Origin of the sequence: Schaalia georgiae DSM 6843, assembly GCF_000429245.1 — a bacterium.
GTDB classification, from domain to species: Bacteria; Actinomycetota; Actinomycetes; order Actinomycetales; family Actinomycetaceae; genus Pauljensenia; species Pauljensenia georgiae.
This window is the reverse complement of record NZ_AUBM01000007.1, coordinates 181,137-207,711: the sequence shown is the minus strand read 5'-3', so window position 1 is coordinate 207,711 and position 26,575 is coordinate 181,137. Positions and strand designations below refer to the sequence as shown.

Annotated in this window: 21 protein-coding genes and 1 tRNA gene; 15 read left to right on the top strand and 7 right to left on the bottom strand. The window is 71.5% G+C overall.

The window, feature by feature from the left end:
- Nucleotides 1-23 precede the first annotated feature (23 nt).
- From G447_RS10970 to G447_RS0102895, 3 genes are read left to right on the top strand one after another with little or no spacing between them, the layout of a single operon-like run.
- The gene (locus tag G447_RS10970; RefSeq protein WP_207382530.1) at nucleotides 24-1,520 is read left to right on the top strand and encodes a lipopolysaccharide biosynthesis protein; all 1,497 of its coding nucleotides are present in this window, start codon (nucleotides 24-26) and stop codon (nucleotides 1,518-1,520) included.
- Nucleotides 1,517-2,728 carry a glycosyltransferase gene (locus G447_RS0102900; protein ID WP_026429973.1) on the top strand — a complete coding sequence of 404 codons (1,212 nt, stop codon included), beginning with the start codon at nucleotides 1,517-1,519 and terminating at the stop codon, nucleotides 2,726-2,728. The genes G447_RS10970 and G447_RS0102900 overlap by 4 nt, the downstream gene beginning before the upstream one ends.
- Nucleotides 2,725-3,804, top strand: a complete 1,080-nt coding sequence (locus G447_RS0102895) for a glycosyltransferase family protein (RefSeq protein ID WP_034476143.1) — start codon at nucleotides 2,725-2,727, stop codon at nucleotides 3,802-3,804. The genes G447_RS0102900 and G447_RS0102895 overlap by 4 nt, the downstream gene beginning before the upstream one ends.
- A 249-nt stretch (nucleotides 3,805-4,053) precedes the next feature.
- On the opposite strand, the gene G447_RS12855 is transcribed toward G447_RS0102895, so the two are convergent.
- The 3 genes from G447_RS12855 to G447_RS0102885 all read right to left on the bottom strand — a co-directional run bounded on the left by G447_RS12855 (nucleotide 4,054) and on the right by G447_RS0102885 (nucleotide 5,253).
- Nucleotides 4,054-4,128, bottom strand: coding sequence for a 50S ribosomal protein bL37 (locus tag G447_RS12855; protein ID WP_370465157.1), 75 nt, complete (start codon nucleotides 4,126-4,128; stop codon nucleotides 4,054-4,056).
- Between the two features lie 191 nt (nucleotides 4,129-4,319).
- Nucleotides 4,320-4,625: a hypothetical protein gene (locus G447_RS0102890; RefSeq protein WP_005867973.1), complete on the bottom strand. Its 306-nt coding sequence runs from the start codon at nucleotides 4,623-4,625 to the stop codon at nucleotides 4,320-4,322.
- A gap of 16 nt (nucleotides 4,626-4,641) precedes the next feature.
- Nucleotides 4,642-5,253: a sigma-70 family RNA polymerase sigma factor gene (locus tag G447_RS0102885; protein ID WP_005867977.1), complete on the bottom strand. Its 612-nt coding sequence runs from the start codon at nucleotides 5,251-5,253 to the stop codon at nucleotides 4,642-4,644.
- A 192-nt stretch (nucleotides 5,254-5,445) separates the two neighbouring features.
- On the opposite strand from G447_RS0102885, the gene G447_RS0102880 reads away from it, so the two are divergent.
- Genes G447_RS0102880 through rsgA form a run of 3 tightly spaced genes read left to right on the top strand, consistent with a single transcriptional unit; the run spans nucleotide 5,446 to nucleotide 8,431 of the window.
- On the top strand, nucleotides 5,446-5,964 hold the full coding sequence (locus G447_RS0102880; RefSeq protein ID WP_026429972.1) for a DoxX family membrane protein: 519 nt from the start codon (nucleotides 5,446-5,448) through the stop codon (nucleotides 5,962-5,964).
- The gene (gene aroA / locus G447_RS0102875; RefSeq protein WP_005870724.1) at nucleotides 5,961-7,262 is read left to right on the top strand and encodes a 3-phosphoshikimate 1-carboxyvinyltransferase; all 1,302 of its coding nucleotides are present in this window, start codon (nucleotides 5,961-5,963) and stop codon (nucleotides 7,260-7,262) included. Before G447_RS0102880 ends, aroA begins: the two co-directional genes overlap by 4 nt.
- A complete protein-coding gene (gene rsgA / locus G447_RS0102870) occupies nucleotides 7,262-8,431 on the top strand; it encodes a ribosome small subunit-dependent GTPase A (RefSeq protein WP_026429971.1) in 1,170 nt (389 codons plus the stop codon). Before aroA ends, rsgA begins: the two co-directional genes overlap by 1 nt.
- Nucleotides 8,432-8,484: 53 nt before the next feature.
- On the opposite strand, the gene G447_RS0102865 is transcribed toward rsgA, so the two are convergent.
- Nucleotides 8,485-9,087, bottom strand: a complete 603-nt coding sequence (locus G447_RS0102865) for a GDSL-type esterase/lipase family protein (protein ID WP_026429970.1) — start codon at nucleotides 9,085-9,087, stop codon at nucleotides 8,485-8,487.
- Between the two features lie 55 nt (nucleotides 9,088-9,142).
- On the bottom strand, nucleotides 9,143-12,985 hold the full coding sequence (locus G447_RS0102860; RefSeq protein ID WP_243442292.1) for a multifunctional oxoglutarate decarboxylase/oxoglutarate dehydrogenase thiamine pyrophosphate-binding subunit/dihydrolipoyllysine-residue succinyltransferase subunit: 3,843 nt from the start codon (nucleotides 12,983-12,985) through the stop codon (nucleotides 9,143-9,145).
- A gap of 341 nt (nucleotides 12,986-13,326) precedes the next feature.
- Here G447_RS0102860 and G447_RS0102855 point away from each other — a divergent pair, with 341 nt between their 5' ends.
- The 4 genes from G447_RS0102855 to G447_RS0102840 all read left to right on the top strand — a co-directional run bounded on the left by G447_RS0102855 (nucleotide 13,327) and on the right by G447_RS0102840 (nucleotide 17,625).
- Complete coding sequence (locus G447_RS0102855) at nucleotides 13,327-14,646, top strand: hemolysin family protein (RefSeq protein ID WP_026429968.1); 1,320 nt, start codon at nucleotides 13,327-13,329, stop codon at nucleotides 14,644-14,646.
- Nucleotides 14,643-15,674, top strand: coding sequence for a hemolysin family protein (locus G447_RS0102850; RefSeq protein WP_005867283.1), 1,032 nt, complete (start codon nucleotides 14,643-14,645; stop codon nucleotides 15,672-15,674). Before G447_RS0102855 ends, G447_RS0102850 begins: the two co-directional genes overlap by 4 nt.
- A gap of 410 nt (nucleotides 15,675-16,084) precedes the next feature.
- A complete protein-coding gene (locus G447_RS0102845) occupies nucleotides 16,085-16,837 on the top strand; it encodes a M23 family metallopeptidase (RefSeq protein WP_005868201.1) in 753 nt (250 codons plus the stop codon).
- The gene (locus G447_RS0102840; protein WP_026429967.1) at nucleotides 16,834-17,625 is read left to right on the top strand and encodes a glycerophosphodiester phosphodiesterase family protein; all 792 of its coding nucleotides are present in this window, start codon (nucleotides 16,834-16,836) and stop codon (nucleotides 17,623-17,625) included. Before G447_RS0102845 ends, G447_RS0102840 begins: the two co-directional genes overlap by 4 nt.
- A 42-nt stretch (nucleotides 17,626-17,667) precedes the next feature.
- Here the strand turns inward: G447_RS0102840 and G447_RS0102835 are convergent, their stop codons facing one another.
- Complete coding sequence (locus G447_RS0102835) at nucleotides 17,668-19,086, bottom strand: sodium:proton antiporter (protein WP_026429966.1); 1,419 nt, start codon at nucleotides 19,084-19,086, stop codon at nucleotides 17,668-17,670.
- A 195-nt stretch (nucleotides 19,087-19,281) separates the two neighbouring features.
- Here G447_RS0102835 and G447_RS12850 point away from each other — a divergent pair, with 195 nt between their 5' ends.
- Nucleotides 19,282-19,584, top strand: a complete 303-nt coding sequence (locus G447_RS12850; RefSeq protein ID WP_051226218.1) for a helix-turn-helix transcriptional regulator — start codon at nucleotides 19,282-19,284, stop codon at nucleotides 19,582-19,584.
- A 3-nt stretch (nucleotides 19,585-19,587) separates the two neighbouring features.
- Here G447_RS12850 and G447_RS0102825 read toward each other — a convergent pair.
- A tRNA-Arg gene (locus G447_RS0102825) sits at nucleotides 19,588-19,660 on the bottom strand.
- Between the two features lie 98 nt (nucleotides 19,661-19,758).
- Between G447_RS0102825 and G447_RS0102820 the strand changes: the two genes are divergently transcribed.
- From G447_RS0102820 to G447_RS0102805, 4 genes are all read left to right on the top strand, one after another.
- Nucleotides 19,759-20,214 carry a ribose-5-phosphate isomerase gene (locus tag G447_RS0102820; RefSeq protein WP_005868209.1) on the top strand — a complete coding sequence of 152 codons (456 nt, stop codon included), beginning with the start codon at nucleotides 19,759-19,761 and terminating at the stop codon, nucleotides 20,212-20,214.
- A gap of 402 nt (nucleotides 20,215-20,616) precedes the next feature.
- A complete protein-coding gene (gene argS, locus G447_RS0102815) occupies nucleotides 20,617-22,296 on the top strand; it encodes an arginine--tRNA ligase (RefSeq protein WP_026429965.1) in 1,680 nt (559 codons plus the stop codon).
- Nucleotides 22,297-22,298: 2 nt separating this feature from the next.
- Complete coding sequence (gene lysA, locus G447_RS0102810) at nucleotides 22,299-23,714, top strand: diaminopimelate decarboxylase (RefSeq protein ID WP_026429964.1); 1,416 nt, start codon at nucleotides 22,299-22,301, stop codon at nucleotides 23,712-23,714.
- 395 nt (nucleotides 23,715-24,109) lie between these two features.
- On the top strand, nucleotides 24,110-26,566 hold the full coding sequence (locus G447_RS0102805) for a S8 family serine peptidase (RefSeq protein WP_026429963.1): 2,457 nt from the start codon (nucleotides 24,110-24,112) through the stop codon (nucleotides 26,564-26,566).
- The last annotated feature ends 9 nt before the right edge of the window (nucleotides 26,567-26,575 follow it).

The following is a 26,575-nucleotide window of genomic DNA, read 5'->3' as shown; positions in this document are numbered from 1 at the left end:
GCGGGGTCTGATTAAATGGGCCCATGCGGGTCAGTGGAACTCTGCGCTCGGGCGCGGCGCGGCTGCGGGGGCGGTCCCCCGTGCTCACGGCGGTCATGACCCTGCTGTCAGGCACCCTGGCCGCCCAGGTCATCGGCTTCGTCCTGCAGATCGGCATCGCGCGCACCTACTCGGCCACGGACAAGGGGCTCTTCGGCATCTACGGCTCGGTGGCCTCCCTGGTGGTCACGGTGGCCGCCGCCCGCTTCGACCTGTCGGTGGTGCTGCCGCGCGACGACGACGGCGCGCGCGTCCTCGTGCGACTGGCCAGCAGGTGCATCGTCGTGTCCTCCCTGTTGACGTCGCTGGCGTGCGTGGTGGCCGCGTCGTGGGTGTCGTCCCGTTACGGCTCGGCGGAGCTGGCGGCGTGGCTGTGCGGCTCGGGGATCACTGTGTTCGCGCTCGCCCAGGCTGCGAACCTGCAGTACTGGCTCACGCGCAAAGGGCGTTTCGGCGACATCGCGCGCTCGTCGGTGGTGCGCTCCCTGGCGGTCGCGGGCCTGCAACTGGTGTGCGGGTGGGCCGCGGGCGGCGGCCTCAACGCCCTCATCGGCGCGACCGTGGTGGGCCAGTTGATCGCATTGGCCTACGTGTGGGGGCGGGGGCGCGATGCCCGTTCGCCCGGGGGCCCCGGCGCGCCCACCATGGGCGAGATGGCGCGCAGGTACCGCAGGATGGCGCTGCTGGGGGGCCCCAACGTCCTCGTCGACGCGGTGCGCAACACGGGCATCAACCTGCTGATCGGATCGGCTGCGGTGGCCTCGCTGGGGCAGTTCCAACTGGCCTGGGCGGTGCTGCAGGTGCCCGTCGCCCTGATCGTGGGTTCCATCGGCCAGGTGTTCCTGCGGACCCTGTCGCGCACGGAGCCGGGCCGGATGGGCGCCCTGGTGGCAGTGACCATGAGGCGGGCGGTCCTGGGCGCCGCAGTCCCCTTCGGCGCGCTGTACGCCCTGGCGCCGTGGCTGTTCCCCGTGGTGTTCGGCGCGCAGTGGGGCCAGGCCGGGGACTTCGCGCGCTCCCTGGTGCCCTGGCTGGCGATGATGGTGGTGTCCTCACCTGTGTCCAACCTCTTCGTCGTGACGGACAACCAGCACAGGATGCTCGCCTTCGCCGTCGTCTACTGCGCCGCGCCCCTGGCGTGGCTGTGGCTGTCGCCCCTGGACCTGGCGGCGACCGTGCGCGTGCTGGGGGCGGGCATGGCGGCGCTTCTCGTGGTGATGGTCGCCATGGCGTGGGCGTGCGCGCGCGAGTTCGACCGGCGCGGGGGCCTCGCACGGGGCACTGGCCAGCCGGATAACGGCGGGCAAGGGCCGAGCGGAGGGGAGGGCGCCCCCGCGCGGCGGGAAGGAGCGGCGCCCGGCGGAGCCGGGGAATCCCCGCGCGGCCCGGGGGCTCCCGCGGAGGGGGCCCCGGGAGGATCCCCGCGCGGCCCGGGGTGCCCTGACGACGGGGGCGCGGCGCCGGGGGGAGGGAAGCGGTGAGGATCCTCCTCGTGTGCTCGTGGTACCCCAGTGCCGAACGCCCCTTCGACGGCTCGTTCTTCGCCGAGCAGGCGCGGATGCTGTCCGACTCCGGTCTGCGGGTGGGCGTCCTCGCGCTGCGCCAGGTGAGGGCCGAGGACCCCGCTTGGCTGGTCCCGCCCCGAGCCACTTCAAAGGACGGCCTCGTCGTCATGCGCGCGAGCGTCCCGGCCCTGCCGCCGGGAACGCGGCGCCTGGAGCCCGCCGTGCACGCGTGGGTGGCGCGCAGGGCGGCGCGCCTGGTCGGGGCCGTGTTCGGCGTCCCCGATGTCCTCCATGCCCACACGGTGTTCCCAGGAGCGACCGTTGCCCGCGGGCTCGCCCGGCTGTGGCGCCGCCCCTACGCGATCACCGAGCACCGGCCCTCGACGCTGGACTCCCCGGCCTTCGGGGCCCGCTGCCGCCCAATAACAGCCGCGGTGGCAGGAGCCGGCGCGCTCACCACGGTCTCGGACGGTTTCGCACGCCGACTGGGGGAGCACTACGGGATGGGGGAGTGGGAGGCCGTGCCGCTGCCCGTGCCCGCCCTGTTCTTCGACGAGCCGCTGGGGGGTGGTGCCGGAAGCGCCGACGGCACGGGGAGCGCGGACGGCGCCGGCGCAGCCGGTGGCGCGCGCTTCGTCCACGTCTCCCACCTCGACAGCAACAAGCGCCCCGGCCCCATGTGCGACGCCTTCCTGGCGGCCTTCCCCCACGGTGGCGCGCGCCTCGACGTCGTCGGGGGCTCTCCCGCGCAGGTCGAGGCGCTGCGCAGCGCGGTGGGGGGCAGACCCGGCGCCGCTTCCATCCACTTCCACGGCCGGATGGACAGGCGCGGCACCGCCCGCGAGATGGCGCGAGCGGACGTGTTCGTCCTCGCCAGCGCTGTCGAGGCGGGGGGCACCGTGCTCTCCGAGGCGCAGGCCGCCGGGTGCCGCCTGGTCGCGACCTCCACGTGGGCGGGGGAGCACGCCGTCTCGGAGGGGACGGGCCTGCTGGTGCCCGTCGACGACCCCGGCGCCCTGGTCCGGGCGATGCGGCAGGCCGCCGGCCCCACGGCCTTCGCCCCCGCGGGCCGGATCCGCGAGCGCGCCCGCGCCCGCTACGGGGAGGAGGCGTTCGTGCGCAGGTGGCGCGGCATCTACGCCTCGTTGGCCGATGGGAGCGGTGAAGTCGGAGGGCGCGGATGAGCGCGATGGTCTTCTACTCCCCGACCGTCGTCAGCGGGGGCGCGGGCTCCGGATCCGGCGTGCGGCCCTACCGGATGCGCGAGGCTTTCGGGAGGCTCGGCTACGAGGTCATCGACGTGAGCGGGCGCCACCGCGAGCGCCACGAGGCGATGGCGCGCGCCCGCGAGCGCGTGGACGTGGGCGGGGTGGAGTTCGTGTACGCGGAGATGGCCTCGACGCCGGTGGCGCTGACCGAGCCCATCACCACGCGGGTGGATCCTCGCGCTGACTTCGCGTTCTTGCGGCACTGCCGCTCCCGGGGGGTGCCCGTGGGAGCCTTCTACAGGGATGTCTACTGGCGCTTCCCCGGTTACCTCCGGCAGGCGGGAGTCGCCTACGGATTGTGGGCCAGGGCGCACTACGCTTGGGAGTTGCGGCGCCTGGACGCTGCTGTGGACGTCCTCTTCCTGCCGACCATGCGGATGGGGGAGTACGTGCCCAGGGTGGATCCCGGCAAGTTCCGCGAGCTCCCGCCCGGGGCCCCGGTGGGCGCGGCATCGGCGGGGGCGGGCGCGGACCTGTTCTACGTGGGGGCGCTGGGCGACTACTACGACCTGTCCGAGTGCGCGGCGGCGGTGGCGGCCACGCCCGGCGCGACCCTGACGATGTGCGTGCCCCCCGACCAGTGGCGGGCCCAGCGGGCCGCCTACGAGCCGTTCCTGGGCGGTGGCGTGAGCGTCGTCCACGGGCGGGGGGAAGCCCTGGACCCCCACTACGCGCGGGCGGGGGCGGGCGTACTGGCCATGCGGCCCGTCGAGTACCGGGCCTTCGCCGCGCCCGTGAAACTCTTCGAGTACATCGGGCGCTCCCTGCCGGTCCTGGCTTCCGAGGGCACGTACGTCGGCGATTTCGTGGCGCGCACCGGCACCGGGTGGACGGTGCCCTACGACCGGGCGGCCATCGCCGACCTGCTCGCCCGCCTCGTCGCCGACCCGGGAGCTGCGGCGCGGGCGCGCGCGGCGGTGGAGGGGGTCAAGGGCTGCCACACGTGGGAGGCCCGCGCCCGCCAGGCGGCTCAGGCGCTGACCGGGGCCTAGGGAGCGCCGTGTGGGCGGCCGGGTTCGCCGAGTCCCCCGTGGGTACGCACACAAGGGACCCGGATTAGACAACATGAGTCGCACACAAGGGCGGAATCACGCCCTTGTGTGCGGTGGCATGTTGCGTAAATCCGCCCCTTGTGTGCGACATAGGGAGGAAGACGGGGGCCGCGGGGCGTGGATGACGCGCCGCCGGAGTGCAGAAGATGCCCGGAAGCCGTGAGGCCGCCGGGCATCCGAGTCATTGGCTCAAGCGTTGGGACGCTTGCCGTGGTTCGCGCCGTTCTTGCGACGATCGCGACGCTTACGACCCCTCTTCGACATGGTGTTCTCCTCATTGGTCGATCTGAACCCCCGTATTTTCGCACACATGCCACCGCGCCACCAACGTGCCCCGCCCCGGGGGCGACGCACATCACCACGTGCGCAATAGTCGTGTGGCGCGCACCACGCGTTTGTCCTCGTGGGCCCGTCCCTCCGGCCGGGGCCCGAAGCGGCCCCCCGAACGCCACGGCTCAACCGTTGTAGACCACCGAGACCCGGGTGATCGAGGCCGTGACACGGGCGCGCAAGGCGGCGGGCGCCTGGGCGGTCCCGTAGCAGCGGCGCAGGAGCGCCCGCACGTGGCGCTCGGCCTCCAACGCGTCCGAGCAATGCGCGCACGAGGCCGCGTGCGCCAGCATGAGGGCGCGCAGGCGCGCGTCGGGGCCGTCGACGTCGCCGCCGTCGATGAGCGCGCCCCGGCGGTCGCACTCCTCGCAGTCGATCAGGGCGTAGATCTGCTCCAGGACTTCCCGGCAGGTGGGCTCGGGGCCGCTCATCGTGTTCCTCCGGCTGTCATCGTGCTCCTCCGATCCCGTATTCCGCTGCGACCTCGCCCAGTTTCGCGCGCAGGTTGCGCCTGGCCCGGTTCAAACGGCTCATGACTGTTCCGATCGGAATCCCCAGGGCCTGGGCGATCTCCTTGTACGTCATCGACTCCACATCGGCCATGAGGATCACCATCCGGTGCTCCTCCGACAAAGACTCCAGGGCGTCGCGCAGCTGCTCGGAGGGCAGGGACTCCAGCGCCTCGACCTCCGCCGAGACCAGGCCCCGGGCGTCGTGCGAGGCTGCCTCGGCCAGCTGCCAGTCCTCGACTGTGTCCGTGGAGGCCCGTTTCGGGGAGCGCTGCGCCTTGCGGTACTGGGTGATGTACGTGTTCGTCAGGATCCTGTAGAGCCAGGCTTTGATATTGGTGCCGGGCTTGTACTGGTGGAACTTCGAGTAGGCCTTGAGGTAGGCCTCCTGGACGAGGTCCTCCGCGTCCGCGCGGTTGCGCGTCATGCCCAGGGCAGCGCCGAAGAGCTGGTCCATGAGGGGCATCGCCTCGTCCATGAACCGCTCCCGCAGCTCCGCCTGCTCGGCGGGTGGGGTCGCCCCCGCCGGTGTGCGTGTCGTCGTGTCCATCGGTGACCAGCCTAGTCGCGGGGGTGCGGGGGGCGCTTGTCGTGGCTGGTTGGCGGGGCATGTGAGCGGAACGCGCCGCGCCCCCGCCGTATTCCCCGCGCGCAAGTGGCCTGTGTCGCAGTTGTCGCGCCCGTGCCGCCGCCCCGGGGTGTTCCATTTCGCGAACACGCCGATCCCGGTCAGAATAGGGGTATGAATCTGCTGCGCATGGTAGCCCGCCCCCTTCTCGCCGCCCCCTTCATCGCCGACGGGATCGACGCGGTGCGCGATCCTCGTTCCCATGTGGCGCGCATCGCGCCCGCCCGCCCCCTCATCGACCGCGCCGCCTCAGTGACGGGCGTGGAGGCCGACGACGGCCGCCTCGTCACCGCCACCCGCGCTCTCGGGGCTCTCACCGCCGTCGCGGGAGTGGGCTTCGCGCTGGGACGGGGACCCCGCGTCTGCGCCGCCGTCCTCGCCGTCGTCGGGGTGCCCATTGCCCTGGCCCCCCAGACCGAACCGGCCCAGGAACCCGGGCGCGCCACCCGCCGCGCCGCCGTGATGCGCAGGCTCGCGCTCGTCGGCGGCATGCTCATCGCCTCCACCGACCGCGTGGGGGCGCCCTCCGCCTCGTGGGCGCGGCGCGCGCGCAGGGAGCGCGCGGCGGCGGTCAAGGCCGCGCGCGAAGGCGCCCTCAGGCAGGTCGCGGCCGCCCGCGGGGACACGCGATGACGGTGTGGGAGGCCCCCACTGCCTCCCGGCCGGTGGACGCGGTCGTCGCGCTCCCCGGCTCGAAGTCCCAGACGGCGCGCGCCCTCTACCTGGCCGCCGTCTCCGACGCCCCCACCACGATCCGCGGCGCCCTCGACGCCCGGGACACCCGCCTGTTCCTCAGTGCCCTCGAACAGATGGGCGCCTCCTTCGACCGCCAGGGCGGCGCCCTGCGGGTCACGCCCATGGGGGAACGCCCCAAGCCCGCCGCCATCGACTGCGGGCTGGCCGGAACCGTCATGCGCTTCCTGCCACCGCTGGCCGCCCTCAGTGAGGGGACGACCCGCTTCGACGGGGACGCGGCCGCCCGCGCCAGGCCGCTCGCGCCGCTGCTCGACGCCCTCGAGGGCATGGGCGCGCGCGTCCACCACGAGGGTGGTCCGGGGCGCCTGCCCTTCACGATCCGCGGCCCCCTGAGGACCCCCCTGGGCGCCCAGTGCGCCGTCGACGCCTCCGCCTCGTCCCAGTTCCTCTCAGCGCTGCTGCTGGTGGCCCCACTCATCGGCGACCCCCTGTTCGTGTCCGCCCCCGGCCGCGTCGTCTCGATGCCCCACGTCGAGATGACTGTCCGCGCCCTGGCGCGCTCGGGCATCGACATCGAGGAGGTCGACGAGGCGGGGGCCGTCCGCACGTGGCACGTGTTCCCCGGCCGCCCCAGTCCCGGCGACACCGACATCGAGCCCGACCTGTCCAACGCCGGGCCCTTCCTGGCCGCGGCGATGGTCACCGGCGGGCGCGTGCGGATCCCGGGCTGGCCGCGCGCCACCTCGCAACCGGGCGACGCCTGGCGCACGATCCTGGGCCACATGGGAGCCCGCGTCGAACTGGGGGACGACGGCCTCACCGTCGAGGGGCCCGGCGCGGGCAACTACCCGGGCATCGACGCCGACATGTCGGCCGTCGGGGAGCTCACCCCCGCCCTCGCCGCGATCTGCGCCTCCGCCTCCTCGCCCTCGCGCCTGAGCGGGATCGCCCACCTGCGCGGCCACGAGACCGACCGCGTCGCCGCCCTGGCCACCGAGCTCAACCGCCTGGGCGGCGCCGCCCAGGACAGGGGCGACTGGCTGGCCATCACCCCGGCCCCGCTGCGCCCGGGCACGGTGGAGACCTACGAGGACCACAGGATGGCGGCCTTCGGCGCGGTCCTGGGCCTCACCACCGCCGGGGTGGGGGTGCGCGACATCGAATGCACGTCGAAGACGCTGCCGGGGTTCGCCCGGATGTGGGCGGACGCGCTCACCGGCGGACGGGAGCCCTGATGGGGCGCCGGGACACTGGGACGGACGACCCGCGGGTGCGGGTGCGCCCCCCGAAGCGCTCGCGCCCCCGGACGAAGGACCGCCCCGACTGGTCCTCCGCGCCCGTCGGCTCCGTCATTGGCATCGACCGCGGCCGCTACCAGGTGCTGCTCGCTCCCGAGCTGCGGGGGCCCCGCGCCGGGGCCGCCGACCGCGTCGTGGCGGTGCGCGCCAAGGAGATCAGGCGCGGCGGCGTCATCATGGGCGACAGGGTGCGCCTGGCGGGCGACCTGTCGGGCGCGCCCGGGGCCCTGGCGCGCATCGTCCGGGTCGAGGAGCGCTCGACCGTGCTGCGCCGCAGCCTGGAGGACGCCCCCGACGCACGGGGCGAGAAAGCGATTGTGGCGAACGCGTCGCTCATGTGCGTCGTCGTCGCCCTGGCCGACCCCCCGCCGCGCACGGGCATGATCGACCGCTGCCTCGTGGCCGCCTACGAGGCGGGACTGCGCCCCGTCCTGGTCCTCACCAAATCGGACCTGGCCGACCCCGGGCCGCTGGTCGGCGCCTACGCGGACTTCGACCTCGACGTGGTTGTGACCGGGGGCGGGGGCGCCAGCGGCGCCGACCGGCTGGCGGAGGCGCTGAGAGGCGAGTTCTCGGTGCTGGTCGGCCACTCCGGCGTCGGCAAATCGACCCTCATCAACGCCCTGTCGCCGGACGCGGACCGCGCAGTGGGCAGCGTCAACGGGGTGACGGGCCGCGGGCGGCACACCTCCACCTCCTCCGAGGCCTTCGAACTGCCCGGCGGCGGGTGGATCGTGGACACGCCGGGCGTGCGCTCCTTCGGACTGGGGCACGTGGGCTCCGGCGACGTGCTCGCCGTCTTCCCCGACGTGCGCGACGCCGCCTCGTGGTGCCTGCCGATGTGCACGCACGCCGAGTCCGAGCCCAGTTGCGCCCTCGACGCCTTCGCACGCGGCGAGGCCCCCTTCGGCGCCGGAGGCGACGGGGCCGAAGGGCTGGCGGAGGAACCGGGATCCGGGGGAGCGGCACCGGATGGCGCAGGCGACGGGGAGGCTGCCCCGGGACCCGGGGTGCTCGCGCGGCGCGCCTCCCGGGTGGCCTCGGCGCGCAGGCTCCTCAACGCGGTGGCGACGGCGGAGGCCGCCAGCAGGACGGCGCGCGGGTAGGCGGGAGCCCGCGCTCCGCGGAGCCGGTCCGGCGGCGAACAGTGCGCCCGCCGTCAGTCCTCGGGCAGGGACGCCCCCGTCCACTCGTACCAGCCCTGGTGCTGGACGATCCAGGCGATGAGCGCGTACCCCGTCTGCCCCGGCAGCGTCATCCCCGCCTCGTTGCGGGCCATCGACCCCGCCATGTCCTCGAACCACTGGTCGTGCGACACCAGGGGGGTGAAGGTGTCCACGAAGGGGATCTGCCGCCGCGAGCACACCTCCGCGCAGGAGCGGCTGAGGCCCCGCAGCGCCTGGTGGTCGACGCCCGCCAGGGGCGGGGGGCCCACGACGAAGCAGGGGATCCCCAGAACCGCGGCCCTGTCCGTGATGTTCGCCAGGTTGAGGCGCGAGCGCGCAGTCGACACCCCCGCGGGCACGTCGGCGGGCCCCACCCCGATCACGAGGCCGCGCGGCTGGTCGTCCGCCAGGCGCGGGGAGACCTCGGCCTCCCAGCGCATCCCCATCTCCTTCGTGGTCTCCCCGGGCATCGCCAGCACCATCACCGTCGCGGGCACCTTGAAACGGGAGCGGGCGCACACGCGGCCGATCCAGCCCAGGCTCCGGGAATCGCCCGTGCCCGCCACCAGCTCGTCACCGATCACGCACAGCCGCATCGTCCACTCCCTTCGACTCGCACCGTTATGCGTCCAGGATACGGAGCGCGCGCCCCTAATCGCCGAACGCCGCGCGCAGAAGGCACGAGGCCTGCTCCTTGTGCAGCGACGGGCGGCCGGCCGCGGTGGTCGCGGACTCGGGCCTGGACACCAGGCGCACGGGCCCGGGCCACTGCGCGAAGAGGTTGAGCGCCAGGTGGGGCCACGCGCCCTGGTTCCTCGGCTCGTCCTGCACCCAGACCACCTCGGCGCCCGGGTACTTGGCCAGTTCCTCGCCGAGGGCCTCCTCGGGCAGCGGGTAGAGCTGCTCGAGGCGGACGATGGCGGTCGACGGGTCGCGCCTGGCCGCGCGCTCGCGGACGAGGTCGTAGTAGACGCGCCCCGTGCACACCAGGACCCGTTCCACGGACGCGGGGTCGATGCCGGCCTGCGCCTCGCCGATGACGGGGCGGAAGGAGCCGCTGGTGAACTCCTCCACGGACGAGGCCGCAGCCGCCAGGCGCAGCAGTTGCTTGGGGGTGAAGGCGATGAGGGGCTTGCGGGGGCGCTTGTACGCCTGGGTGCGCAGCATGTGGAAGTGGTTCGCCGGGGTGGAGGGCTGCACGATCCACATATTGTCCTGGGCGGCCAGCTGGAGGTAGCGCTCGATGCGCGCGCTGGAGTGGTCCGGCCCCTGCCCCTCGTAGCCGTGGGGCAGCAGCATGACGAGGGCGCTGCGCTGGCCCCACTTCTGCTCGGCCGAGCAGATGAACTCATCGATCACGGTCTGGGCGCCGTTCGCGAAGTCGCCGAACTGCGCCTCCCAGATGGTCAGGGTCTCCGGGCTCTCCAGCGAGTACCCGTAGTCGAAGGCGAGCACACCGTATTCGGACAGGGGGGAGTTCCACACGCCGAAGTCGGCCTGGTCGGGGCGCAGGAAGCGCAGGGGCGTGAACTCCCTGCCGTCCGTGCGGTCGTGGAGCACCGCGTGCCGCTGGACGAAGGTGGCGCGCGCCGCGTCCTCGCCGGACAGGCGCACATTCGTCCCCTCCATGAGCAGGGTGCCCATCGCGAGGATCTCGGCGAAACCCCAGTCGATGGGGCGCTCGCCCATCGCCATCTCGCGGCGCCGCTCGCACAGCCGCCGGATCTTGGGGTGGGGGGTGAAACCCTCCGGGAAACGCGTGTGCGCCTTGCCGATGCGGCGGATCCGGGGGGCCGAGGTGGCTGACGCCCACCCGATCATCATGCCCTGGCCGGGCAGTTGGGACTCGGGCATCGTCCACCCGGAGTCCTCCGCCTCGCCCGCGCCGCCCACGCCCGCCGTCAGCGATGGGTCGGGGGCGGGCCTCCCCTCGTGCCCGCCCGAGCGCGTCTCCTCGAGGATGCGCGACAGCTCCGCCTCGTACTTGGAGATCGAGGCCCGCGCCTGCTCCTCGGTGAGGCGCCCCCGCCCCACCAGGTTGCGCACGTAGACGGAACGGGTGGAGGGGATGCGGTTGATGAGGGAGTACATGACGGGCTGCGTCATCGACGGGTCGTCGCCCTCGTTGTGCCCGCGCCTGCGGTAGCACACCATGTCGATGATGACGTCCTTGTGGAAGCGGCAGCGGTACTGGAATGCGAGGCGGGCGCAGCGCACCACCGCCTCGGGGTCGTCGGCGTTGACGTGCAGGATGGGGATCTGCAGGCCCTTGGCCAGGTCCGTGGCGTAGCGGGTGGAGCGCCCGGAGGCCGGGCCGGTGGTGAAACCGATCTGGTTGTTGACGATCACGTGGATCGTCCCGCCCGTCTTGTAGCCCTCCACCTGGCTCATGTTGAGGGTCTCCTGGACGACTCCCTGCCCGACGAAGGCGGCGTCCCCGTGGACCAGGACGGGGATGACCGGCAGGTCCGGGTCGCCCAGGGCGTCCTGCTTGGCGCGGACGATGCCCTCGAGTACGCCGTCGGCGGCCTCCAGGTGGGAGGGGTTGGCGGCCATGTACACCTTCGTCGCCATGCCGTCGTCCACGGAGTACACGCCCCACGTGCCCAGGTGGTACTTCACGTCGCCGCTGCCCTGGGCGGGGTTGGCCACGTAGTTGCCCTCGAACTCGCCGAAGATCTGGGAGTAGGACTTCCCGGCGATGTTGGCCAGGACGTTGAGGCGCCCGCGGTGGGCCATGCCGATGGCCACCTCGTGGATCCCCGCCAGGGCCGCCGAGGAGAGGATCTCGTCGAGCAGGGGGATCAGGGACTCCCCGCCCTCCAGGGAGAAGCGCTTCTGGCCCATGAACTTGGTCTGGAGGAACTCCTCGAACGCCTCCGCGCGGATCAGGGTGTCCAGGATGCGCGCCTGCTCGGCGTCGTCGGGGGCCGAGTAGGGCTTCTCGATGCGGGACTGCACCCACTGGCGCTGGACGGGGTCCTGGATGTGCATGTACTCGATGCCCACTGTGCGCGTGTACGTGTCGCGCAGCTGGGCGAGGATCTCGCGCAGGGGGAGGGTCTGGGCGCCCCCGAGGCCGCCGCCGGGGAAGGGGCGGTCGAGGTCCCACACGGACAGGCCGTAGGAGGAGAGCTCCAGGTCGGGGTGGTGGCGCACGCGGTAGGACAGGGGGTCGGTGTCGGCGGCGAGGTGCCCGCGGGAGCGGTAGGCGTGGATGAGCTCGGCGATGCGCGCCGCCTTGCCCTTCTCCCGTGCGGGGTCGTACTCGTAGTCCGCCTGCCACTTGTAGGGGCGGGTGGGCACGTGCATGGAGGTGAAGACGCGCTCGTAGAATCCGTCGTGCCCCGACAACTTCCGGTCGATGAGGGCCAGGAGGCGGCCCGAGTCGGCGCCCTGGATGACGCGGTGGTCGTAGGTGGACGAGAAGAACATCGTCTTCCCGATGCCCATCGCGGCCAGGCGCTTGGGGGACACGCCCCGGAACTCGGCGGGGTAGTCGGTGGCGCCCACGCCGATGATGATGCCCTGGCCCGCCATGAGGCGCGGCACCGAGGTCGTGGTTCCCAGCGTCCCGGGGTTGGTCAGGGTGACGGTGGCGCCCGCGTAGTCCCCAGGAGCGAGCGCGCCGTGCCGCGCCCGGGACACCAGGTCCTGGTAGGCGGCGACGAACTCCGCGAAGGTCAGGGTGTCGGCGTCGTGGACGACGGGCACCTTCAACGAGTGGTTGCCCTGGGCGTCGGCCACGTCGATGGCGAGCCCGAACCCGATGTGGGCCATGTGCTCGACGGCGGGCTTGCCGCGCTCCAGGGCGTAGCGCACGTTGAGTCCGGGCATCTCGCACAGGGCCTCGACCAGGGCGTAGCCGATGAGGTGGGTGAAGGACACCTTGCCGCCCACGCTCCGCGCAAGGTGGGAGTTGATGAGCGCGCGGTTCTCGATGAGCAGCTTCGCCGGGATCTGGCGCTGCGAGGTGGCGGTCGGGATGGACAGGGACGCCTCCATGTGCTTCGCCGTGGCCCGCGCCGTGGACTTGAGGACGGCGGTCTCGTCGCTGGTGGCCCCGCCCGCGCCCCGGGTGAAGGCGGCGCGCCCGTGCTGCTGGCGCGTGTAGGGGCTGGTCGCCTCGGCGACGGCGGCCGGAGGGGCTGGGGGCAGGTCGGCGCGCGTCACCGATTCCTCATTGGCGACGCCCTCCTGGGGCGCGAAGTCCTCCAGGCCGGTAGTGGGCTCGGTGACGCTGAGCGGTCGCCGGTCCGGCTCCGGGCTGGACCCGGGGACCGTTCCGGCGGGCGCCGGAGGGGCCGATGAGGTAGTCCCAGCGTCGGTGGGCGCGTGCGGGGTCGACGGGGCGGGCGCCTGCGCTGTGGCCCCGGGCGCGGTGGGAAGAGCGGGCAACGGGGAGCGCAGTTGCGGCGGGGCGGTCTCGGTCGAGAAGTAGGCGCGCCAGGACTCGTCGAGCCGCCCGGGGTCCCGCGCGTAGAGGCCCCGCATCTTCGCGATGTACCACTGGGGATCGGGGTGTTGTGTGGAACTGGGCACTGTCTCCTCCGGTTGGTTCTGACGCTCGAGGGCCCGGCACTGGTGGCGATGGAGTCAATTGTATGAGTCCCGTGAGCGCATTCACTGTTCTTTTGCGACACTTGGCCGCCCCCTTCCTTCCCCTTGAAGGGCGCGCGGGTGAGTTTTGGCAAAAGGGGCGTGCGCGGGCGCAGGGCGCTGGAATGGCTCGTTAGACTGGTGTCCATCATGGACAGTGGCACACCAGGGTATTCGTCCCCGACTCCACGCGCCCGGCGCGCGCAGGGCACCGAGGGCGTCGGCGGGGGGCGGCAATGGCGACCGCGCTGATGCTGGTTCTGGGGCTCGTCCTCACCGCCGGGACATTCGTTTTCGTGTCGGCGGAGTTCTCCCTGGTCGCCATCGACCAGGCAGTCGTCGAGAAGCGCGCCGAGGAGGGGCAGCGCGGCGCGGCCCGCGTCCTGCGCGCCACGAGGACGCTGTCGACCCAGCTCTCCGGCGCGCAGGTGGGCATCACACTGACGACGATCCTGCTGGGCTACACGACCCAGTCCACCATCGCCTCGCTGCTGGAATCGGCACTGGGGTCGGCGGGGGTGGCCTGGGGCCTGGCGACGGGCACAGCGGCCTTCGCGGCGGCCGTGTTCATCAACGTCTTCTCCATGCTCTTCGGGGAGCTGGTCCCCAAGAACCTCGCGCTCGCCCACCCCATGGACACGGCGCGCGCGGTGGCCCCCTTCCAGATGGCGTTCACCACCGTGTTCGCCCCCGTCATCTGGATGCTGGGCGGCACCGCCAACTGGGTGCTCCGGCGCATGGGGATCGAGCCCCGCGAGGAGATCTCGTCGGCGCGCTCGGCCGGGGAGCTGGCCGCTCTCGTCGAGCACAGTGCCGAGGAGGGCACTTTCGACACGTCCACCGCCTCCCTGTTCACCAACTCGATCCGCATGTCCCGCCTGTGCGCCGCGGACGTCATGACCGACCGGGGGCGCGTACGCACCCTCCCGGAGGGCGCCAGCGCCGCCGACGTCATCGCCCTGGCGGCCAGCACCGGCCACTCGCGCTTCCCCGTCATCGGCGAGGACTCCGACGACGTGGTCGGCCTCGTGTCCCTCAGGCGCGCCGTCGCCGTCCCCCACGAGCGCCGCGCCGAGGTGCCCGTCGTCTCCGCGTCGTTGCTCGCCCCCGCGCCCTCGGTGCCCGAGACCGTGCCGATCGGGCCGCTCATGGTGCAGTTGCGCGACGAGGGCCTGCAAATGGCGGTCGTCGTCGACGAGTACGGCGGAGTCTCCGGCATCGTCACCCTGGAGGACGTCATCGAGGAGATCGTCGGCGAGGTCTCCGACGAGCACGACCAGCGCCGCCTCGGGATCCGCCCGCGCCCCGACGGCACTCTGCTGGTCCCCGGGACGCTGCGGCCCGACGAGCTCAAGGCGCGCACGGGGATCGCCCTGCCCGACGACGGCCCCTACGACACCCTCGGCGGCCTCGTCATGAACGAGCTGGGCGACATCCCCGCCGTCGGCCAGAGGCTCCAAGTCGATGGCATCGGCCTGGAGGTCGCGCAGATGCAGGGCAGGCGCGTCACGCAGATCGCCCTCACTCCGCCGCCGGAGCCGGAGGAGGCCGGATGAACGCCGGACTCGGCATCGCCGTCACCGTCCTCCTGCTGGGCGTCAACGCCTTCTTCGTGGCCGGCGAGTTCGCCGTGACCTCGACGAGGCGCTCCCAGATCGAGCCCCTGGCCGAGCAGGGCAGGACCGGCAGCCGCCACGCCTTGCACGCCCTGCGGCACGTGTCCCTCATGCTCGCCATCTGCCAACTGGGCGTCACCGTGGCCTCCACGACCCTCGGCGTCGTCGCCGAGCCCGCCATCGCGCACCTGGTCGAGGCGCCGCTGGCCCGGGCGGGGCTGCCCGGGGCCTCGGCCCACGTCGTCGGCTTCGCCGCCGCCCTGGCGCTCGTCCTCTTCGCCCACGTGGTGTTCGGGGAGATGGTCCCCAAGAACATCTCCCTGGCCTCCCCCGTGCGCATGCTGCTGGTCCTGGCCCCCGTCCTGGTGGGCATAGGGCGCGTCATCCGCCCCGTCATCACGGCAATGGACGCCTTCGCGAACTGGTTCGTCCGCCTGGCCGGGTACGAGCCGCGCGCCGAGATCGCCTCGACGTTCACAGTGGAGGAGGTCGCCACCATCGTCGAGACCTCCCAGGCCGAGGGCGTCCTCGACGACGAGCTCGGCCTGCTGTCCGGGACGCTGGAGTTCTCCGAGGAGACCGCGGGCTCGACGATGGTCCCCCTCGACGCCCTGGTGGTCCTGCCCGCCTCGGCGACGCCCGCCGACGTCGAGGAACAGGTCGCCCGCACCGGGTACTCCCGTTTCCCGGTCCTCGACGGGGACGGGGCGATCAGTGGGTACGTCCACCTCAAGGACGTGCTCTACGCCGAGGGCGCCCAGCGCGACGAACCCATCACCCCGTGGCGGATCCGCCGCCTGGAGACCGTCGGGGCTTCCGACGAGGTCGAGGACGCGCTGCGCCACATGCAGCGCACGGGCGTCCACTGCGCCCTCGTCGAGCGCGACGGGGAGACAGCAGGGGTGCTCTTCCTGGAGGACATCCTCGAGCAGCTGGTCGGCGAGGTGCGCGACTCCCTCCAGCGGTGAGGCCCCCGGGCGGAGTGCGCCGCACTGGGGCGCCAGCGGCGGGCAGAACAGCGCGTCCGCGGAGTGCGGGGCGGCCATCCCCGTGCCCGGCGCGGCTCTGGTCGGGCGCGGCGCTCTGCGGCGGGCCCCGGCGAGGGGGACCGGTCCGGCTGCACCCCGCCGCGATATGGGTGCAACCTCACGGCTGCGCGGGCTTGCGCGCCCGCGCTCACCTGGAGGTAGATTATGAGTAAGCGAACTGGCCGACCGACAGCGAACGGGGGACCCGGGTGAGCGGAACCGAGTTGCAATGCCCACTGCCCAAACGCGCCCAGCGGCATCGCGAGGCTTCCGCCCCGCGCAGCGGGGGCAGGCCCAGAGGGGGGCACGTCGCCGAGTCCCAGCCGGGGCCGGGCAAACCCCGCAGGACGGTGGGATTCTTCGGACACGTCGCCCGCGCCACCCTGATCGTCGGCCTCGCCGGGGCCACCATCGCGGTTCCGATGACGGGGCGCATCGGCTCGGCGACGGCGCTCACGATGCCCGCCATGGCCCTGGGCGCCCCGCCCGACCGCCAGAGCTGGGCCGCGGGGCAGGTGCTGCCCCGGGCCTCCATGCTCGAGGGCTCCCTCACTGCGGCGTCGCGGGCTCGGGTGCGCGCCCCCGTCTCCATGGTGGGCTGCGCCTCGAGCGCGGGCGCCGACGGGACCCGGAGCGTCAACATCACCACCGACACCATCTACTGGCCGCTCGCCGAGGGGTCCTTCACGATCACGTCGCCCTTCATGATGCGTGTCTCCCCGGTGTCGGGCCAACTGCTGCAGCACGAGGGCATCGACATGGCGGCGCCGCTGGACACCCCGGTCGTCGCGGTCTACCAGGGGACGGTCACGGAGGTCGCCGAGAACTCCCGGTCGGGTGCCTACCTGCAGATCCGGCACCAGCGCAAGGACGGCACGGTCTTCTACTCCGCGTACCTGCACCAGTACATGAACCGGATCACCGTGAAGGTCGGCGACCAGGTCACAGCCGGGCAAACCATAGGTGCCGTGGGTAACAATGGGTGGTCAACGGGCCCGCACCTCCATTTCGAGATTCATAATGAGAAGGACGAACCCGTTGACCCCGAGGCCTGGATGGCCGGGGTGCGAGCCATTTATCCCGGTCAGGAGGCCTGCCAATGATTCCCGTCGTGTCCCGTCGCGGCCCGATCGTCCTCGCCCACCGGGGAGGGGGAGCCGAGGCCCCCGAGAACACGATGGCCGCCTTCGAGCACGCCCGGTCCCTGGGGGTGCGCCACATCGAGACCGACGCCCACCTCACCGCTGACGGCAGGGTCGTCCTCTCCCACGACGACACGGTGGACCGCTGCTTCGACGGGACCGGGCCGATCGCCCAGCTGGACTGGAAGGAGATCTCGCGGCTGCGCCACCGCGGGGCCCCGGGGGAGAAGATGCCCCTGCTGGCCGAGGTCCTCGAGGCGTTCCCCGACATGTACTTCAATATCGACGCCAAGGCCCCCGGCGTCGTCGAGCCGCTCATCGCGGTCATAGAGGAGCACCGGGCGGCCTCGCGCACCCTGGTCGCCTCCTTCAAGGAAGCGCGCCTGCGCGCCGTGCGCACCCGCGCGTCCATCCCCACCTCCCTTGGCACCGAAGCGGTGGTGCGCCTCGTGGGAGCGGCGAAGACGGCCACCGACCCGTCGCGGTGGTGCGTTCCCGGCCCCTCCCAGGGCGTTGTCGCCGCCCAGGTGCCCGCGGGGTTCGGGCCCCTCCGTGTCGTCGACCGCCGTTTCGTGGCCGCAGCGCACACCCTGGGGCTCGCCGTGCACGTGTGGACGATCGACACCGCCGAGGAGGTCCTGGAACTGCTGGACTACGGCATCGACGGCATTGTCACGGAGAAGCCGACAATGGTGCGCGACCTCCTCGACTCGCGCGGGCTGTGGGAGGCGCCCCAGGCGCCCGCGTGAGAATGGGCCCGGACGCCCGGGCCCACGGGCGTCCTCGGCGGGTCAGCGCTCGCCGGAGAAGTCCGCGGCCCCCTCGACCTTGCCAGCGCGGCGGATGCGCCACAGTGAGTTGAACGCCAGGCCGCCGGCCAGGGCGATGCCGACGCCCCGCTCCACCCAGGAGGTTCCGACGAAGACCAGGGCCATCGCGGCCAGGATGGGGACGAGCAGTGTGAAGGCGTGGGTGATGTAGCCCCCGAAGCTCGGCATCGCCACGCCGTCGGCCTCGGCGACGGACTTCACCATGAAGTTGGGGCCGTTGCCGATGTAGGTGACCGCCCCGCAGAACACGGCCCCCAGCGAGATGGGGATGAGGTAGTACTCGGGCACCCCCGCGATGAGGGTGCCGTCGCCGCCGAGGGCTTTGGCCATTTCGAAGAAGGTCATGTACGTGGGCGCGTTGTCGAGCACGGACGACAAGCCGCCGGTGAAGAGGAAGAACGTCATCCGCGTGAGCGGGAGCGACGGTGCGATCTGCTCCAGGAAGCGCAGCGCGGGGGCCATCGTCGCGAAGATGCCGATGAAGAGGATCGCCACCTCGCTGATCGGTCCCCATGTGAAGGCGTTGGACGTGAAGCGCACCTCGCGGTCGGAGAGGAAGTAGGAGGCCGCCGCAGCGCCGATCATGACGATCTCGCGCCACGGCACCAGCTCGGTCCAGCCGCCCACGTGCCCCTCGGCCAGCGCCTCGCCGTCCCAGGAGGGGACGAAGGCGACGGCGGCGATGATGACCGCGAAGAGCAGCAGGTTGAGCCCGCCGCGCAGCCGCAGGGGCTTGATGTCCCTGTCGTCGGACTCGATGGCGCTGGCGTCCTCGGAGGCGTAGCGGATCCGGTCGATCGAGTAGTAGGTGAGCAGCAGGAGCGCGAGGACGAACAACCATTCCTTCCACAGGCCGAGCGTCCACGTGAAGGGGACGCCGTGCAGGTAGCCGAGGAAGAGGGGCGGGTCGCCCAGGGGGGTGAGCAGTCCGCCGCAGTTGGCGACGACGAAGATCGTGAAGAGCACGGTGTGGACCCGGTGGACGCGCTCCTTGTTCGTGGCGAGCAAGGGGCGGATCAGCAGCATCGCCGCGCCGGTCGTTCCCACGAACGAGGCGAGGAGTCCGCCGACCGCAAGGAAGATCGTGTTGTTGCGGGGCGTTGCTTTGATGTCGCCGTCGAGGTGGATGCCCCCCGAGACGGTGAAGAGCGCGAAGAGCAGGATGATGAACTGCGCGTACTCGACTCCGGTGGCGATGAGGGGGGAGGAACCCGCGCCCAGGAACATCCACACGGTGGTGGGCGCTCCGAGGGCGAGGGCGATGATGAGTTGGCTCGAGGCCCGCTCCCACCAGTGCGCTGTGGCGGGGATGATCGGCAGGAGCGCGATGCAGCCGAGCATAGCCACGAAGGGGAGCAGGGACCACCACTGGTAGGTCATGCGAGTTCCTTGTTCGAGGTCAGATGAGTCCCCCCACTCTACGGGAGGCTGGTCCTGGCGTCGCCCGGGTGCGCGTTCCGTGGACGCGAATGTGGGGTGGACGACGGTGACTTTTGCGCACGAAGTCAAGGAAGGTTGACATTTAGTGTCAAGTGGCCTTCACATCGATGTGAAGGATGCTGTGCATTTCGGGTCGTGAGCGCAACACGCACAGCCCCAGTTCCCACCGTTCCTGCGACTCCTGCCCCCGCCTCGCGGACCAGTCCGCGACGGGGCGGCCCCCGCCTCGTCTGCTGCGCTTCGTGGCGCTCGCAGAAGCGCTGGACGCAGGCGGAGTTCGGGGCTTCTCTGGGGGTCTCCCGCCAGACGGTCATCGCCATCGAGAACGGGAAGTACGACCCGTCCCTGGGGCTCGCCTTCAAGATCGCCTCCGTCTTCGGCAAGCGCATCGAGGACGTCTTCTACCCGGATCCGGACGGGCAGGGCGCTGGGCGTTAAGAGTGCCCCGAACAGGATTCGAACCTGCGGCCTTTCGCTCCGGAGGCGAACGCTCTATCCACTGAGCTATCGGGGCGGCGCGCAACAGTGTAGCAGCCCTGGCGGAAGGGTGCGCACGGGTGATGTGTGACATACTTGCGCGTGTCATCGTCACATCACCCGAGGAAGTGTCATATGCGAGTCCACATCGGCACCGACCACGCCGGATACGAACTGAAGGAAAAGGTCGTGGCCCACCTGCGCGGGGCGGGCCACGACGTCGTCGACCACGGGGCCCTGTCCTACGAGCCCCTGGACGACTACCCGCCGTTCTGCATCGAGGCCGCTGAGGCGGTCGTCGCCGAGCCCGGTTCCCTGGGCGTCGTCATCGGCGGCTCCGGCAACGGCGAGCAGATGGCGGCCAACCGGGTCGCCGGCGTGCGCGCGGCCCTCGTCTGGAACGACGCGACGGCCCGCCTGGCCCGCGAGCACAACGACGCGAACGTCATAGCGGTGGGCGCGCGCCAGCACACTGTCGAGGAGGCCCTGGCGCTGGTGGACGCCTTCTTGGAGACCCCGTTCTCCGGGGACGCGCGCCACCAGCGGCGCATCGACCTCATGTCCGAGTACGAGGCGTCGCACCGCGCGTGAGCGGGGACGCGGCCCCTCCCACCGCTTCCGATGGGAGGGGCTGTGCTGTGGTCCTGTGGCCAGCGGCCCGGTGGCGCCAGTGGGTCGGTGGTCCGAAATCCGTCTGAGTCTCGGGCTGGAAAAGGGGCTTGGAGGGCATATGGTCCAAAATGCGTCTGAGTTTGCCCGGATTTACCCAGATCCGGCTAAAACCGTCGAACTCAGACGCATTTTGGACCAACCCCGCACGGAGGCCTTCGAAAACGGCGAAACTCAGACGCATTTTGGACCGTCCCGCCCATCACCACCCGGATTCACGGCGCAGCCCGCAGGAGGGGCACCACTCCGTCCTTGTGCGCGACATCGGGAGGGATGAGGGCTCGGCGGTTCGCCCGCTCCGCCCATTGCCCGTAGGCTTGGGGCGTGACTCCTGAAGAACTAGCCTCACTGATCCGCGCCGTCCTGCTCGACGCGGCCGCCGGAGGGCGCGTCGCCCTCGACCCCTCCGACATCCCCGACCCCGTGCGGGTCGAGCGCCCTCGCAACCGCGACAACGGCGACTGGTCGACCAATGCCGCTATGCAGCTGGCCAAGCGGGCCGGCACCGCTCCGCGCGACCTCGCGGCCCTCATCGCCGATGCCCTGTTGGACGCGGAGGGTGTGGAGTCGGTGGAGGTCGCAGGACCCGGATTCATCAATATCCGCCTCGCCGCGTCCTCGGCCGGGCAGCTGGCCGCAGCGATCGTCGAGGCGGGGGACTCCTACGGCGCCAACGCCTCGTTGGCGGGCCAGGACATCAACCTGGAGTACGTGTCGGCGAACCCCACAGGCCCTGTCCACCTGGGCGGTGCCCGCTGGGCGGCGGTCGGCGACTCGCTCGCCCGCCTGATGACCGCCTCGGGCGCGCGCGTGACGCGGGAGTACTACTTCAACGACCACGGCTCGCAGATCGACCGCTTCGCCCGTTCCCTGTACGCGCGCGCCCTGGGCCGCGAGGCACCCGAGGACGGCTACGGTGGCCAGTACATCGCCGACATCGCCGACAGGGTGCGCGCCGACGCGCGCGCCGCCGGGCGGCCCGATCCTGTGGGCCTGCCCGAGGAGGAGGCCGTTGAGGCATTCCGCGCGCGCGGGGTGGAGCTGATGTTCGCGGAGATCAAGGAGCGCCTGAGCGCCTTCCGCTCCGAGTTCGATGTGTTCTTCCATGAGGACTCCCTGCACGACTCGGGGGCGGTGTCCGCCGCCATCGAGACCCTGCGCGAGCGCGGCGAGGTCTTCGACCGCGACGGCGCCGTGTGGCTGCGCACGACGTCCTACGGCGACGACAAGGACCGCGTGCTCATCAAGTCCGACGGCCAGGCCGCCTACTTCGCGGCGGACGTCGCCTACTACCTGGACAAGCGCCGCCGCGGCGCCGACGCCGCGATCTACCTGCTGGGGGCCGACCACCACGGCTACATCGGCCGCATGATGGCGATGTGCGCGGCCTTCGGCGACCAGCCCGGCGTGAACATGCAGATCCTCATCGGCCAGATGGTGAACCTGGTGAAGGACGGCGCCCCCGTGCGCATGTCGAAGCGCGCGGGCACCATCGTGACCCTGGACGACCTGGTCGACGCCGTCGGCGTCGACGCGGCGCGCTACGCGCTGGTGCGCGTGTCGATGGACTCCAACCTGGACATCGACCTGGACCTGCTCACCCAGCACACGAACGACAACCCCGTGTACTACGTGCAGTACGCCCACGCCCGCACCCGTAATGTCGCGCGCAACGCGGCGGACCACGGGGTCCGGCGGGACGCGGGCTTCGACCCGGCCGCCCTGGACACCGCCGCGGACGCGGAACTGCTGGGGGCCCTCGCCCAGTTCCCCGCCCAGATCGCCCAGGCCGCGCAGCTGCGCGAGCCGCACCGCGTCGCGCGCTACCTGGAGGCCTTGGCGGGCACCTACCACGCGTGGTACGGGCAGTGCCGCGTCACCCCTCGCGGTGACGACCCCGTCGAGGCGGGGCACGTCGCGCGCCTGTGGCTCAACGACGCTGTCTCGCAGGTGCTGCGCACGGGACTGGGCCTGCTGGGGGTCGCCGCCCCGGAGAGGATGTGACCATGCCGGGCTCCAATGGGGCGGACTCCCCGCCGCTCGGCTCGCTGGTGTGCCCCGGACCCGCCGAGCGCCCGGATCTGTGGCCGTGGAGCGCGGAGCGCCGCCCGGACGGCGCCCTGGAGGTCGGCGGTGTGGCAATGGCCGACCTGGCCGGCCGGCTGGGGACCCCGCTCTTCGTCGTGGACTTGGCCGACCTGGCCGCGCGCGCCCGCGTGTGGGTGTCGGCGATGGCCGAGGAGTTCTGGGACGGCTACGGGATGGCCGGGGGCGCCGCCTTCTACGCGAGCAAGGCGTTCCTCAGCGCCGAAGTGGCGCGCCTGGTGGCCTCGGAGGGGATGGGGATCGACACCGCGTCCCTGGGGGAGCTCACGCTGGCGCTGCGCGCCGGGGTGGATCCGGGCAGGATCGGTCTGCACGGCAACAACAAGGGCGACGCGGAGATCGAGCTGGCCCTTGAGGCCGGCATCCACAGGATCTTCATCGACTCGGCCGACGAGGTGGGCGCCGTCGAGCGCATCGCCGCGCGGCTGGGGGTGGAGGCCCCCGTCATGGTGCGCTTGAAGTCGGGGGTCCACGCGGGCGGCAACGAGTACATCGCCACCGCCCACGAGGACCAGAAGTTCGGGGTGTCTGTGGCCGACGGGCAGGCCCTGGACGTCGTCCGGCGGATCCGCGAGGCCCCCCACCTGCGGTTCCTGGGCCTCCACTCCCACATCGGGTCGCAGATCTTCGGCACGGCCGCTTTCGAGGAGGCCGCGCGCGTCGTCGTGGACTTCGCGGCGCTCATCCGCGACGAGCTGGGCGTGGAGACGGCGGCCATCGACTTGGGCGGGGGCGTGGGCATCGCGTACACCGGCCAGGATCCCGTGCCCGACTCGCCCGCGGCCGTGGCGCGCGCTCTGGCGGGGGTGGTGCGCGAGCGCTGCGCGTCGCTGCGGCTGCCGGTCCCCCATGTGAGCGCAGAGCCCGGCAGGTCCGTGGTGGGGCCGACTGCGCTGACCCTGTACACGGTGGGCGTTGTGAAGGACGTGTCCCTGCCGGGTGGGGGTGTGCGCCGTTACGTCGCCGTCGACGGGGGGATGTCCGACAATATCCGCCCTGCCCTGTACGGCGCGTCGTACACTGCGGTCCTGGCAGGCAGGGCGGGCGCCGAGGAGCTGGCCCGCTGCAGGATCGTGGGCAAGCACTGCGAGAGCGGCGACATCGTGGTGCGCGATGTGGATCTGCCCGCCGACGTGCGGACCGGGGACGTGATCGCGGTCCCGGCCACCGGCGCCTACGGCTATTCGATGGCGTCGAACTACAACATGCTCACCAAACCCGGTGTCGTCGGCGTCGGGGCGGGGGAGCACCACTGGCTCGTCCGTCCGCAGGGCATGGAGCACTTGCTCGCCCTGGACGCGGGTTTGGAGGACTGAGCGCGGCGCGGCTATCGCCTCGTCCGCCTGCGGGGCGCGCCGCCGCTGGCTCGTCCGTGGTACTCAGGACGCGGTGGGGCGCTGCTTCTTGGGGCGGATGTGGTACACGTGGTCAGTGCTTTGTCTGATCCCGGCGGGAATAGGGGAGTGATATGTCTCCCGCTCATGTGCCATCGCTTCCCCAATTGTGCGTCGAATGCAGTGATGACAAGGGAGTGAGTGGGTTGTGGATAGTCCTGGAACCGGTGTTCACACATGGTAAACAGTTCTTAAAATGTGGATATTGCTGGACTTTTACCGGTTATCCCCGACATTATGAAAGGACGGGAGCTTGAGTGGAGGAGCCTTCCGCCGCTCGGGGGACCGTCCCATCCGTCGAATGAATCGAGGACACGATGTCGCGTACACCCGTAAGGGTCATGCTGTCCGCCGCAGTAACGCTGGCCACAGCATTGTCCGTTGTCGCCGTGAGTAGTCCCGCCGCGCACGCGGAGGGCACTCCAGGAATTACCTCAGCCGCGCGGGAGCGCGACGAGGTCATGAATTATGCCGTGAACCTGCCCGTTGGCGCTTCCGAGTCGGATTTTGCAACGGCTGTTTCGAAAGCCGGTGATGTGGGCGGAGTAGTCCTCGCCCAGTACCCGGTATTCAACTCTTTCTTCGTGCAGTCGGTGAAGGCCGCCTTCGCGCCCGATCTCGGAGCTGCCCTGGTCGCCGCCGGGATCTCCTACGACTCCATCGGCCCCACGCGCTACGCCACGGTGAGCGGCGCTGAGGTCAAGGTGGAGCGGAACCAGGGCACCCCCGGCGAGAATCAGGCGGTCGCCGAGGCCGTGGCCAACCACGATGACAGCCTGTCGCCCAACTCCCAGCTCAATGACTTCGCCCCCGAGGGCGGCACCGATTTCACGCCCGACGAGGGCGATGCGAACGCCTGGGGCCTGTACGCCGTCGGCTCGGTCCAGGCCCAGCAGGTCGATGTCCCCCGTGCGAAGGTGACTGTGGGCGTCCTGGACACCGGCATCGACGCCGACCACCCGGACCTCAAGGACCAGGTGGACCGCACCCGCTCCGTCGGCTGCGCCTCCAACGGGATCGCCAACCAGGACTACTCGGCCTGGAAGGACGACCACTACCACGGCACCCACGTGGCCGGCACGATCGCCGCGGCCCACAACGGGATCGGCGTTGACGGCGTCGCCCCCGAGGCGACCCTGGTCGCGATCAAGACCTCGAACTCCAACGGCAGCTTCTACCCCGAGTACGTCGCCTGCGCGTTCACGTGGGCGGCCGATCACGGGGTCGATGTGACCAACGCGAGTTTCTACATGGATCCGTGGGCGTTCTGGCTGCCCAACGACCCCACGCAGGCCGCTGGCATGGAGGCCGGTAGCCGCGCCGTCCACTACGCCCACCAGAAGGGCGTCGTCAACGTGGCCGCCGAGGGCAACGCCAACGACGACCACGACAACCCGACGGTTGATACCAGCTCGCCCAACGATGTCGAGGGCGCTGCCTTCACCCGCGACGTGACTGGCGGCATCGACGTCCCCGCGATGCTCAACGACGATGTGATCTCCGTGTCCGCGCTGGCCCTGCTCGATGGCCAGGACGCGTCCACGGGCCTCCTGGACCGCGCGTACTTCTCGAACTACGGCGTCAAGTCCGTTGACGTCGCCGCCCCCGGTATGCGCGTGTGGTCCACCGTGCCGACCGGGATACGCGAGTCCGGCTACGCCTACCTGTCCGGGACCTCGATGGCCTCCCCGCACGCCGCGGGCGTCGTCGCCCTCCTCAAGGAGGTCCACCCCGGTTACACCGCCGACCAGCTGGTGGCCCTGCTCAAGCAGCAGGCCGCCTACTCCTTCGACCGCCTCACGGTCCCCGCTGACGGCAAGGAGTACCGTGGCGCCGGCCTGGTCAACGCGCTGGCCGCGGTCACCCGCGACCAGGAGAAGCCCGTTGTCTCATCCGTCGAGTACTCGACCGACAACGCGACCTGGCAGCCCCTGGAGGGCGCGACCCTGTCCGGCACCATCTACGTCCGCGCGACCGTCACCGGGTCCGTGACCTCGGCGACCCTGGACGTGGCAGGACTGGCCACCGTCTCCAAGACGGTCGATGAGGGCGCCGACTCGGTTGTCGTCGAGTCCGGCCTGGTCGACCTGGCGAACCTGCACCTGAGCGGGTCCGACGCCACCCCGGTCAACGCGACCGTCACCGCCAAGGGCGCCAACAACGACCCCGCGGCTGACGACGACATCACCCAGGCCGTCGGCTTCTTCGCCACCGCGGTGAAGACGGGGCGCTGGATGAACACCGGGAAGGGCTGGTTCTACCAGTACTCCGATGGCACCCACCCCTCCTCCGAGGTCGTTGAGATCGACGGCGTCGCGTACCGCTTCGACGCCGACGGCTACCTGGCCTACGGCTGGGACAAGGCCGACGGCAAGTGGTACTACTACGGCCCCAACGGCCGCGCATCCGGTTGGACCAGGGTCAACAGCCTTTGGTACTACCTGGATCCGTCGACCGGGCAGATGCGGATCGGCTGGACCAAGGTCGGCGACAGCCTGTACTACCTGGAGGCCTCCGGCGTCATGACGATCGGCTGGAAGTCGATCGACGGCAGCTGGTACCTCTTCGACGCCTCCGGTGCGATGACCACGGGCTGGCAGGCGTCCAACGGCAGCTGGTACTACCTGAACGAGGACGGCACCATGGCCACCGGCTGGAAGGGCGTGGACGGGTACTGGTACTACCTGAAGCCCTCTGGTGAGATGGCCACTGGCACTCAGTGGGTCGATGGGCGTTGGCAGAACTTCGACTCCTCCGGCCGCTGGATCGGCTGACCAGCGCGA

Bases quoted from the DNA above. Each gene is read 5' to 3' on its own strand.
- G447_RS0102895 (WP_034476143.1), top strand. From the start codon at position 2,725: ATGAGCGCGATGGTCTTCTACTCCCCGACCGTCGTCAGCGGGGGCGCG.
- G447_RS0102865 (WP_026429970.1), bottom strand. From the start codon at position 9,087: ATGCGGCTGTGCGTGATCGGTGACGAGCTGGTGGCGGGCACGGGCGAT.
- G447_RS0102890 (WP_005867973.1), bottom strand. From the start codon at position 4,625: ATGAGCGGCCCCGAGCCCACCTGCCGGGAAGTCCTGGAGCAGATCTAC.
- G447_RS0102850 (WP_005867283.1), top strand. From the start codon at position 14,643: ATGAACGCCGGACTCGGCATCGCCGTCACCGTCCTCCTGCTGGGCGTC.
- G447_RS10970 (WP_207382530.1), top strand. From the start codon at position 24: ATGCGGGTCAGTGGAACTCTGCGCTCGGGCGCGGCGCGGCTGCGGGGG.
- G447_RS0102840 (WP_026429967.1), top strand. From the start codon at position 16,834: ATGATTCCCGTCGTGTCCCGTCGCGGCCCGATCGTCCTCGCCCACCGG.
- rsgA (WP_026429971.1), top strand. From the start codon at position 7,262: ATGGGGCGCCGGGACACTGGGACGGACGACCCGCGGGTGCGGGTGCGC.
- G447_RS0102835 (WP_026429966.1), bottom strand. From the start codon at position 19,086: ATGACCTACCAGTGGTGGTCCCTGCTCCCCTTCGTGGCTATGCTCGGC.
- G447_RS0102820 (WP_005868209.1), top strand. From the start codon at position 19,759: ATGCGAGTCCACATCGGCACCGACCACGCCGGATACGAACTGAAGGAA.
- G447_RS0102860 (WP_243442292.1), bottom strand. From the start codon at position 12,985: ATGCGGGGCCTCTACGCGCGGGACCCCGGGCGGCTCGACGAGTCCTGG.
- G447_RS0102885 (WP_005867977.1), bottom strand. From the start codon at position 5,253: ATGGACACGACGACACGCACACCGGCGGGGGCGACCCCACCCGCCGAG.
- aroA (WP_005870724.1), top strand. From the start codon at position 5,961: ATGACGGTGTGGGAGGCCCCCACTGCCTCCCGGCCGGTGGACGCGGTC.
- lysA (WP_026429964.1), top strand. From the start codon at position 22,299: ATGCCGGGCTCCAATGGGGCGGACTCCCCGCCGCTCGGCTCGCTGGTG.
- G447_RS0102805 (WP_026429963.1), top strand. From the start codon at position 24,110: ATGTCGCGTACACCCGTAAGGGTCATGCTGTCCGCCGCAGTAACGCTG.
- G447_RS0102855 (WP_026429968.1), top strand. From the start codon at position 13,327: ATGGCGACCGCGCTGATGCTGGTTCTGGGGCTCGTCCTCACCGCCGGG.
- G447_RS0102880 (WP_026429972.1), top strand. From the start codon at position 5,446: ATGAATCTGCTGCGCATGGTAGCCCGCCCCCTTCTCGCCGCCCCCTTC.